This is a genomic window from Saccharopolyspora sp. NPDC002686, from assembly GCF_040295745.1.
GTDB classification, from domain to species: domain Bacteria; phylum Actinomycetota; class Actinomycetes; order Mycobacteriales; family Pseudonocardiaceae; genus Saccharopolyspora; species Saccharopolyspora oryzae.
Genome location: NZ_JBEOVY010000332.1, coordinates 1 through 8,474, shown reverse-complemented (window position 1 = coordinate 8,474; position 8,474 = coordinate 1). Strand labels below are relative to the sequence as shown.

Genomic DNA, 8,474 nt, shown 5'->3' with positions numbered 1-8,474 from the left:
GCGGGCCAGGACGAGGTCGGCGCGCATCCCGTCGACGTCGAAAGACGCGCACAGCGCGGAGATCCGGCGGAGTTCGGAGTCCGGCAGCGCCACGTGCTCGACCCGGTCCCGCGCAGCGCGGATGCGCGCGGCCAGGGACGCGTCGGCGTCGGCCCACTTCGCGGCGAACCCGGCCGGGTCGGCTTCGAAGGCCAACCGGCGGCGCACCACTTCGGTGCGGGTCGCGACTTCCCGCGAGGCCGCGACGTGCACGGTGAGGCCGAACCGGTCGAGCAGCTGCGGCCGCAGCTCGCCCTCTTCCGGATTCATGGTCCCCACCAGCAAGAACGACGCCGCGTGCGAAACCGAGACGCCTTCCCGCTCGACGTGCGCGCGCCCCATCGCGGCGGCGTCCAGCAGCAGGTCGACCAGGTGGTCGTGCAGCAGGTTCACCTCGTCGACGTAGAGCACGCCGCGGTGCGCGGCGGCGAGCAGACCGGGCTGGAAAGCGCGGACGCCCTCGGTCAGCGCGCGTTCCAGGTCGAGCGAACCGATCAGGCGGTCTTCGGTGGCGCCGACCGGGAGCTCGACGAGCTGCGCCGGGCGCTGCACCGCGGTCGAGTCGTGCGGCCCGTCCGGGCACTGCGGGTCGGGGGCGCTCGGCGCGCACCCGAAGCGGCAGTCGGCGACCACGTCCAGCGCCGGCAGCAGCGATGCGAGCGCGCGCACCACGGTGGATTTCGCCGTGCCCTTCTCGCCGCGGACCAGCACCCCGCCGATGCGCGGGTGCACGGCGTTGAGCAGCAACGACAGCTGGAGGTCGTCGTGGCCGACGACGGCGGAGAAGGGGAAGCGCGGAGCGGCGGGCATGCCGGTGTTCCTTCCTCGGGGTGCGGACGCCCCGGTGGCGGGAACAAGGGATCGCAGTGTCCTGACTCCCGGATCACCGCGCCCCTCCGGCCTTCCCAGGTCTCCCCGGTGGCTCTCGGGGGAGGGCCGCTCCCCGGTCACAGTGGCGCCGACCGTGCCGGACTCGCACCGGCTTCCTGCCGCACCCCTTGCATTCGGATCATGGAGCATCGTCGCAGAACCGGGGCGGCGGACCAACCTTCCGCCGCCCCGTCGAGACCTGCGCCACTACCTCGATCCCGTCCGACTGGTTCGCCGGTCCAGGCGGGCGCTGAAGTTGCGCCACCCGCACCGCCGCGCAAAACGAGCCTGGAAAAGCTCAATGAAGCGCGGAGTGCAGCCCGTCGGTGATGAAGCGGTGGGCGTGCCGGGCGAGGTCCTCGTTGTCGTCCCAGAGGTTCCGCCACACCGCGAGGGTGTCCGACAGCGCCGGGTCCACCACCGCCGAGGAGAAGCTCTCGAAGGTGATCGGCCCGGTGTAGCCGATGTCCACCAGCGCGCGGAAGAACGCCGGGAAGTCGATCGTGCCCGACCCGAGGTAGCCGCGGTGGCTCTCCCCGACGTGCACGTACCCGAGCCGCTCTCCGGCCTCCTGCACCGGCCGAACGAAATCCGGCTCCTCGATGTTCATGTGGTACGTGTCGAGGTGGACGGTGACGTTGTCCGCGCCGACGTCGTCGAGGAATTCCAGCGCCTGCCGGGTGGTGTTGAGCAGGTTCGTCTCGTACCGGTTGAGGATCTCCAGGCCCAGCGCGATGCCGAGGTCGGCGGCCTGCGCCGCCAGGTCGCGGATCGCGGCGACGGCGTTGGCCCGTGCCTGCGGCGTGGCCGCCGCCGGGTACTTGCCGAGCGTCGAGTACAGGGCGCCGACCAGGTGCTTCGATCCGATCCGGTGCACCAGGTCGAGCGCGCCGCCGAGCTTGTCCCGCCCGCGCTGCACGACCGCCGGGTCGTCGTTGTTGACGTCGGCGTCGAAGGTCAGCCCGAGCGATGCCGAAGCCGCCAGCCCGTGCTCGTCGAGCAGCTGCCGCACCAGGTCGGTGTCGATCGCCGAGAAGTCCGTCGCGGTCAGCTCGATCAGGTCGTAGCCGGTCTCCTTCGCCTTGCCCAGCGCGAGCCGGGTCTCCTCCGGGCTCCAACCGCCGACCCACACCCCGGCGTGGATTCCGATCAGGTTCACTTGCCACTCCTCTCGAATCCCGCGAGCGCTCGCGCCCGCGGCTGCGGACGAAATCAGGCCCTGATCTGCTCAGCGGCCTGCGAGTTCGGCACCTTGAGCACCAGCGTGAGCAGTGCCGCGACCACGTAGAGCGCGGCGAAGACCCACATCACGCCGCCGACGCCGAACAGCGGCAGCGTGATCCCGACGATCGCCGGGCCGACAGCGGTGGCCAAGCCGGCACCGAGGTTCAACGCGGCCATCGCCGCGCCCCGCCGGTCGGGGGCCATGGTCGGCATCAGCGCGGACATCGGCACGAACCCGGCCAGCGTCGCGCCGTAGAGCACCGAGGTGATCAGCGCGGCGGCGTAGCTGTGCGTGGTCAGCGGCAGGTAGTGGAACAGCAGCGTGGTCACCGCGCAGCCGGCACCGCCCATCCAGCGCACCACCACCGCGAACCCGAAGCGGTCCCCGAGGATGCCGCTGACCAGGTTGAAGAAGATGTTGCTGACGAACATCACCGACGAGACCGTCAGCCACTGCGACAGCGTGAACCCGAGTTCGCGGGTGTAGAAGATCGGCATGAAGACGATGAACCCGTACTGCGGGATGCTGTTGATCATCCGCACCAGCATCCCGGCGGACATCCGCGGCCGCTGCCACAGGATCGTCAGCCCGGCCAGCAGGCTGTGCAGCGGTTTCTCGTCGACCGCCGACGTCGGCCGGTCCCCGTTCGGGTCGCGCACCAGCAGCATCAGCAGCGCGCCGGCGACGATCACCACCAGCCCGAGCCACAGGGTGCCCAGCTGGCCGATCAGCGGAATCGCGAGGTTGGCCAGCTGCGGGCCGAGCGCGGCGAACCCGGCGCTGTAGGCGAACCAGAACCACCCGGCCGCGGTGCCCAGCCGCCGGGTCTCGGTGCTCGCCGTGATCCACACCAGGAAGGCGTAGCCGAACAGCGGGTACCCGAACCCGCGGATCGCATAGCTGACCAGCAGCAGCGGGTAGTTGTGCGCCATGATCCCGCCGGCCACGAACAGCACGTGGAAGGCGATCCAGATCCCCGCGCCCAGGAACATCACCCGGCGCGGGCCCCAGATGTCCGACAGCGCCGCCGAGAACCAGTACGCGGCGGCCGCGGTGATGCCGTAGATGGTGAAGACCAGGGCGACGCGGCCTTCGCTGAAGCCCTGCTCCTCGACCAGGAACGCCGACAGGTACCCGGTTTCCACGCCGTCGCCGATCATGAAGACCAGCAGGCCGGCGAAGCCCCACTTCAACGTTGGTGGAATGCCGATCCGTTCCAGAAGCGGCGGTGCGGACATGGTTCTCCTCCTAGTGCACGGCGGTGTGCGCGAACCGGCGCGAACGCACGTGCAACCGGGATCGCGCCGATGGTTCGGCTGTCCCGGTGAGGTGGAAAGAAGAGCGCGAGCAGGTCAGGGATCGCTCGCGGATGAGGAAGCGCGCAGGCGCGCCACCTGGGCCAGGACAGGCTCAGGCGGCGTCGGGGCCGGTCCGGGACCGGCAGAAGGGATGCGCGCGGTTGACCCGGCCGCGAAGCGCCGGGTCCGGTGGGAGCGCGACGGGGCGCAGCGCGGCGAAAACGCCGACCGATGCGCCCATTCCGGCTCCTCCACGTCGTTGCTGAACGCGGTGGAGCGTGACACCCCGATCACGCGGGGTCAAGCTCGGAGTAGCGCCGATCACGCCCGGCGGCGCGGCTCGCGGCGCATGTCGACGTGCGGGATGCCGTCCTCGAGGTACTCGTCCCCGTCCTCGACGAAGCCGAAGGAGGCGTAGAAGTCCTTCGCGTAGACCTGGGCGGCGAGCACCGCGGGCGCGTGCTGAACCTCGGCGACGGCGGCGCGCATCAGCTTGCGGCCCAGCCCCATCCCGCGCGCGGACTTGGCGGTGCACACCCGGCCGATCCGGAACACGCCGTCGGGGTCTTCGAGCAGCCGCAGGTAACCCAGCACGTAACCGTCGGCGGAGTCGATCCAGAAGTGCCGGGTGGAGTCCTCCAGATCGCGACCGTCCAGCTCCGGGTAGGCGCATTCCTGCTCGACGACGAACACGTCGACGCGCAGGCGCAACATCCGGTAGAAGTCCTCGGCGTCCAGGTCCGCGGTGTAGGCGCGGTGGACGGCGGTCGCGAGCGGCTGCAGGGTCATCCCTACTTGGATATCACAACGGGGTCGCGAAACCCGCATTCACCTGCACCGGGAGTAGCCAACAACACTCTTCCCGGAACTCCGGCGTCTCGTTTCGCGGACCGGCGGAACCACCGCTCGGCCGGCACGGGCCGAGCGGCGGTCCGGCGGGTCAGAGCTGCGCGGCGAGCTCGTTCGCGTAGCTGGACAGGCGGGTGTAGACGCCCGGGGTGTTCGGGCGACCGCAGCCGGTGCCGTAGGAGACGACCCCGATCAGGCGGTTGTCCGCCACGATCGGGCCGCCCGAGTCCCCGGCGCAGGCATCCCGACCGCCTTCCGGGACTCCGGCGCAGAACATGCTGCGCGGGTCGTAGTTCGAGTAGGCGCTGCGGCACGCGTCGTCGGTCGTGATCGGGACGTCCACCGAGCGCAGGGTCGTCGACGGCGAGCCCTGCTCGCTGGTCTTGCCCCAGCCGTAGACGCGGCCGACCGTGCCGGGCCGGTAGTGCTCGGTGTCGCCCTGGTCGACCACCGGCAGCTGCTTCTGCGACATCGGCTCGCGCAGCGTCAGGACCGCCAGGTCGTCACCGGTGGTGTAGCCGCGGAAACCCGGGTGCACCCAGATCCGGTCCACCTCCGCGACCGCGCCGTCCTCGGCGGTCAGGTCGGTGCGGCCCGAGATCGCGCGCACCTGCTGCGGGTCGCGCTGACCGCCGGTGAGCGGTTCGACCGTGCAGTGCGCGGCCGTGACGACCTTGATCGGCGTCACCAGCGTGCCGCCGCAGAACTGCCGGCCGTACTCGTCGGTCAGGGCCACCGCCCACGGGGCCTCCGCCGTCGTGGCCTCGGAGCCACCGAGCACGCGCGCCTGCGGTTCTTCCGCCGCGCTCGCCGTCGCGGGGTTCGTTCCGGCCAGCGCCACCACTGCGCCGGTGATCACGAGCCGCAGCACTGCGGTTCCGGTCCTGCCACGCGCCACGTCGCGCCTCCCACTGTCGCGGATCTTGCCGACGGCACACCGTAGTCACCCGGATACCGGAACATCACGAGGCGCAACTCACACGGCACCAGGAAAATATTTCGTTAAGATGGATTACGCCGGGAAATTTTACTGAGCGCGTCGACGATGACAGCTGCTCATCCTTCCCCTGTCGACACGGATCCGAAGCGTCTCTGCGCACGGGTCCGTGAACTGTGCCTGACCAGGTGACAGATCCAACCCGATCAAGTGATCAGTGCTGTGCGCTGTCGCGAAGGAGGAACCGTGCTCGTGGACCTGACCCCGTTGCCCGCCTTCCTGGTGGCGAGCGTGGTGGTCGTGCTCACCCCCGGCGTCGACGTCTTCCTGCTGCTGCGGACCTCGCTGAACCGCGGCCGCCGGGCCGGCATGCTCGCGCTCGCCGGGATCCACACCGCGAGCATCCTGCAGGTGGCACTGGTGATCTCCGGGCTCGGCGCACTGATCACCAGCCGCCCCGCCGTGCTGTCCGCGTTGAAGTGGGTCGGCGCCGCCTACCTGGTCTACCTGGCCGCGATGATCCTGCGCGGGCTGTGGCTGACCAGGAAGGAGACCGCCGACGGCGCGCTCACCGGGCCGCCCGTCGACAACTCCAACCCCTACCTGCGCGGTCTGTTCAGCAACCTCACCAACCCGAAGATGCTGCTGTTCAGCCTCGCGTTCCTGCCGCAGTTCGTGGGTTCGGCCGCGCAGCCCGCGCTGCAGCTGGTGATGCTCGGCGTGGTCTTCCTGGTGCTGGCCCTGATCTGGGAGGCCTCGATGGTGCTCGGCGCCGCCAAGATCGCCGACCGGCTAAAGAACCCCCGCGTCGCGAAGTCGCTGGACATGATCAGCGCGGCGGCGTTCCTCACCATCTCGATCGGGCTGGTCGCCGGCTGACACCACCGCGCAGGTGACCAGCGCGAGGGCGACCAGCACCAGCAGCAGCACCCCCGCCGAGGCCACCGGGGCGAGCAGGCTGATCACGAACGGCGTGCAGAAGCCCAGGTAGGCGATGCACCAGAACACCGCGGTGAGCCGGGCCAGCGCGGCCGGTCCGGCGATCCGGCCGACCACGGTCAGGCAGAAGGTCACGCAGAACCCGTAACCGCCGCCCATCAGCAGGCAGGCCAGCAGCGCCAGCCACGGCAGCACCCACGTCACCGACACCGCGGCCAGCCCGAGCCCGGCCGCCAAGCCGAGGAGGCCGACGACGGCGGGAATCCGCTCGCCGCGCTGGGCGACCCGACGGGCGATCGGCTGCACGACGGCCCCGAAGCCCGGCGTGATCAGCGCGGTGATCCCGGCGTAGGCGATGTCGAAACCGTGCAGCTCGCTGGTCACCAAACCTGGCAAAGTCCCGAACGAGATCGTCGGCCCGACGAACACCCACGGCGCGACCGGCAGCACGAGCCGCCGGAACCGCCGATCCCGGAGCGCGCTGCCGAGTCCCCCGGACTCGGCCCCCGCGGAGCGCGTCTCCGGGCACGACAGCGCGAGCCCCGAACCGGCCGCCGACAGCAGGAGATGCGGCACGTACGCGATGACCAGCGGATGCGGACCCCACTGCGCGATCAGCGCGGACACCAGACCGCTGATGCTGAACCCCATTGACAGCATCACCCCGGCCCGGCGGGCGCCTGCGCCGTCCTCGACCGCGGTGCCGAACGGCGGGTGGGACAGCTCCCGGACCCAGGCACTGCCCGCGGCCAAGGCCGCGCCCGTGCTCAACCCGGTCAGCAGCCGGCCCACCGCCAGCCAGAACGCCCCGCCGACACCGATCATGAGCGCGACGGTCGCCACTGCGTTGACCAGGACCGCACCGAGAACGACGGGGCGCCGACCCCGGCGGTCTCCCAGCGGGCCGCCGAACAGCAGGCCCGGCAGCAGACCGGCCACGTAGAGCGCGAGCAGACCCGTCGTCGTCTGAGCCGACAGCCCCAGGTCGCGCTGGTAGGCGCCGAGCAGCGGCGAGAACTGGTTCGCTCCCCACCCCGCGGCGGTCAACAGGAACGCGGCGGACAACCACTTCTTCTGCACAGCAGTCGTTCTATGCCGCCGGGAACCGGCATCGCACCGGCCGTTCAGGTTTCGTGAACGCGGCAGTGATCTCCGCCTCTCGCGAGCTCAGCGGGCGCCAGAGCTTCCCGAGCTTCGTACGCTGCGGGTATGGACCTGCGTCGGTTGACGTCCTTCCTGGCGGTCGCGGAGGAAGGACATTTCGGCAAGGCCGCCGAGCGGCTGTTCCGGTCGCCCGCGTCCGTCACCGCGCACATCAAGCAGCTGGAGCGCGACCTCGGCGCCCAGCTCCTGGACCGCGCGCCCGTGCGCCTCACCCCGGCCGGCGAGCGGTTCGTCGGGCACGCGCGATCCCTGCTGGCCGCGCTGGACGCGGCGATCGAGGACGTGGCCGAGGCCCCGTCGGAGCGAACGCTCCGGGTAGGCGTCATGAGCAACGGCTCCGCCGAGCTGACGCCCGCTGCGGTGCAGGCGTTCCAGCGGGCCTGCCCCGAAGTCTCGGTCGAGTTCGTCGCGCTGGATTTCACCGAGCACGTCTCTGCGCTGGTGCAGCACCGGGTCGACGTGGCGTTCGTGCGCCCCGCCCCGGAGGACGAGCGGATCGCCGTGGACGTGGTGACCACCGAGCGGCGCATCATCGTCGTGCCCGCGTCGTGGGAGCTGGCCGACGCCCCGGCCGTGCGCCTGGACGACGTGCTCGAACTGCCCTTCATCAGCCTCCCCGAGCACACCCCGCGCCAGTTCAGCGACTACCTCTACTTCGCCGACGCCCTCGGCGGCCTGTCCCCGAACCGCAGCAGGTCCCACGCGGTGACGCCGCACGAGGTCCTGACCACCGCTGCCGCCGGCCGCGGCGCCGGATCGGCGCTGGAGTCCTTCCAGCGCTACTACCCGTGGCCGGGCACGGTCTGCATCCCGGTGATCGACGCACCGCCCGATCACAGCGTCCTGGCCACCCGCGCGGACGACCGCAACCCGGCGGTACGGAAATTCCGCTCCCTGACCACCAGCCTCGCCCGAGACCTGGGCCCCCGCCTGCGACTCGCGTGAGCGCGGCTCTCGATCTGATCTTTTGCCTTTGATGCGCCGCAGGCGCATAACCCACGCACGCAACCGGCACCGCCGCGGGTTCTCAGAGGCTTTCTCGCGAGGACAGCCCGTTTGCCGTGTATTGGTCATACATAAAAGCGGGATCCCGCAGCGAGAAAGCCTCTGAGGTTCCGCCACCCGCACCGCCACGCAAAACGAGCCTGGAAAC

General features: G+C 70.7%; 9 protein-coding genes and 1 riboswitch. Of the genes, 2 read left to right on the top strand and 7 right to left on the bottom strand.

Annotated features, from left to right (window positions below):
- The 6 genes from ABTZ89_RS31285 to ABTZ89_RS31260 form a co-directional block, all read right to left on the bottom strand.
- Positions 1–849 (bottom strand): magnesium chelatase ATPase subunit I (locus ABTZ89_RS31285; RefSeq protein ID WP_351051493.1); only part of this gene is annotated, 849 nt, incomplete at its 3' end.
- 41 nt (positions 850–890) lie between these two features.
- Positions 891–1,069: riboswitch (cobalamin riboswitch) on the bottom strand.
- A gap of 138 nt (positions 1,070–1,207) precedes the next feature.
- Entirely contained in the window at positions 1,208–2,068 is an 861-nt protein-coding gene (locus ABTZ89_RS31280; protein ID WP_351051491.1) for a sugar phosphate isomerase/epimerase family protein, read from the bottom strand.
- A gap of 53 nt (positions 2,069–2,121) precedes the next feature.
- Positions 2,122–3,372, bottom strand: coding sequence for an MFS transporter (locus ABTZ89_RS31275; protein ID WP_351051488.1), 1,251 nt, complete (start codon positions 3,370–3,372; stop codon positions 2,122–2,124).
- A gap of 172 nt (positions 3,373–3,544) precedes the next feature.
- The gene (locus tag ABTZ89_RS31270) at positions 3,545–3,673 is read right to left on the bottom strand and encodes a hypothetical protein (RefSeq protein ID WP_351051485.1); all 129 of its coding nucleotides are present in this window, start codon (positions 3,671–3,673) and stop codon (positions 3,545–3,547) included.
- Between the two features lie 80 nt (positions 3,674–3,753).
- Positions 3,754–4,221 carry a GNAT family N-acetyltransferase gene (locus tag ABTZ89_RS31265; protein WP_270952461.1) on the bottom strand — a complete coding sequence of 156 codons (468 nt, stop codon included), beginning with the start codon at positions 4,219–4,221 and terminating at the stop codon, positions 3,754–3,756.
- Between the two features lie 151 nt (positions 4,222–4,372).
- Positions 4,373–5,179 (bottom strand): S1 family peptidase, encoded by an 807-nt coding sequence (locus ABTZ89_RS31260; RefSeq protein WP_270952460.1) that lies wholly within the window; start codon positions 5,177–5,179, stop codon positions 4,373–4,375.
- A 285-nt stretch (positions 5,180–5,464) separates the two neighbouring features.
- On the opposite strand from ABTZ89_RS31260, the gene ABTZ89_RS31255 reads away from it, so the two are divergent.
- Positions 5,465–6,097, top strand: a complete 633-nt coding sequence (locus ABTZ89_RS31255; RefSeq protein ID WP_351051480.1) for a LysE family translocator — start codon at positions 5,465–5,467, stop codon at positions 6,095–6,097.
- On the opposite strand, the gene ABTZ89_RS31250 is transcribed toward ABTZ89_RS31255, so the two are convergent.
- Entirely contained in the window at positions 6,011–7,237 is a 1,227-nt protein-coding gene (locus ABTZ89_RS31250) for an MFS transporter (RefSeq protein ID WP_351051477.1), read from the bottom strand. The two genes, ABTZ89_RS31255 and ABTZ89_RS31250, sit on opposite strands and share 87 nt — an antisense overlap.
- A 129-nt stretch (positions 7,238–7,366) precedes the next feature.
- On the opposite strand from ABTZ89_RS31250, the gene ABTZ89_RS31245 reads away from it, so the two are divergent.
- Complete coding sequence (locus tag ABTZ89_RS31245; protein ID WP_351051474.1) at positions 7,367–8,266, top strand: LysR family transcriptional regulator; 900 nt, start codon at positions 7,367–7,369, stop codon at positions 8,264–8,266.
- Positions 8,267–8,474: the final 208 nt, after the last annotated feature.

Coding starts and splice junctions, on each gene's coding strand:
- ABTZ89_RS31245 (WP_351051474.1), top strand. CDS start 7,367: ATGGACCTGCGTCGGTTGACGTCCTTCCTGGCGGTCGCGGAGGAAGGA.
- ABTZ89_RS31265 (WP_270952461.1), bottom strand. CDS start 4,221: ATGACCCTGCAGCCGCTCGCGACCGCCGTCCACCGCGCCTACACCGCG.
- ABTZ89_RS31270 (WP_351051485.1), bottom strand. CDS start 3,673: ATGGGCGCATCGGTCGGCGTTTTCGCCGCGCTGCGCCCCGTCGCGCTC.
- ABTZ89_RS31275 (WP_351051488.1), bottom strand. CDS start 3,372: ATGTCCGCACCGCCGCTTCTGGAACGGATCGGCATTCCACCAACGTTG.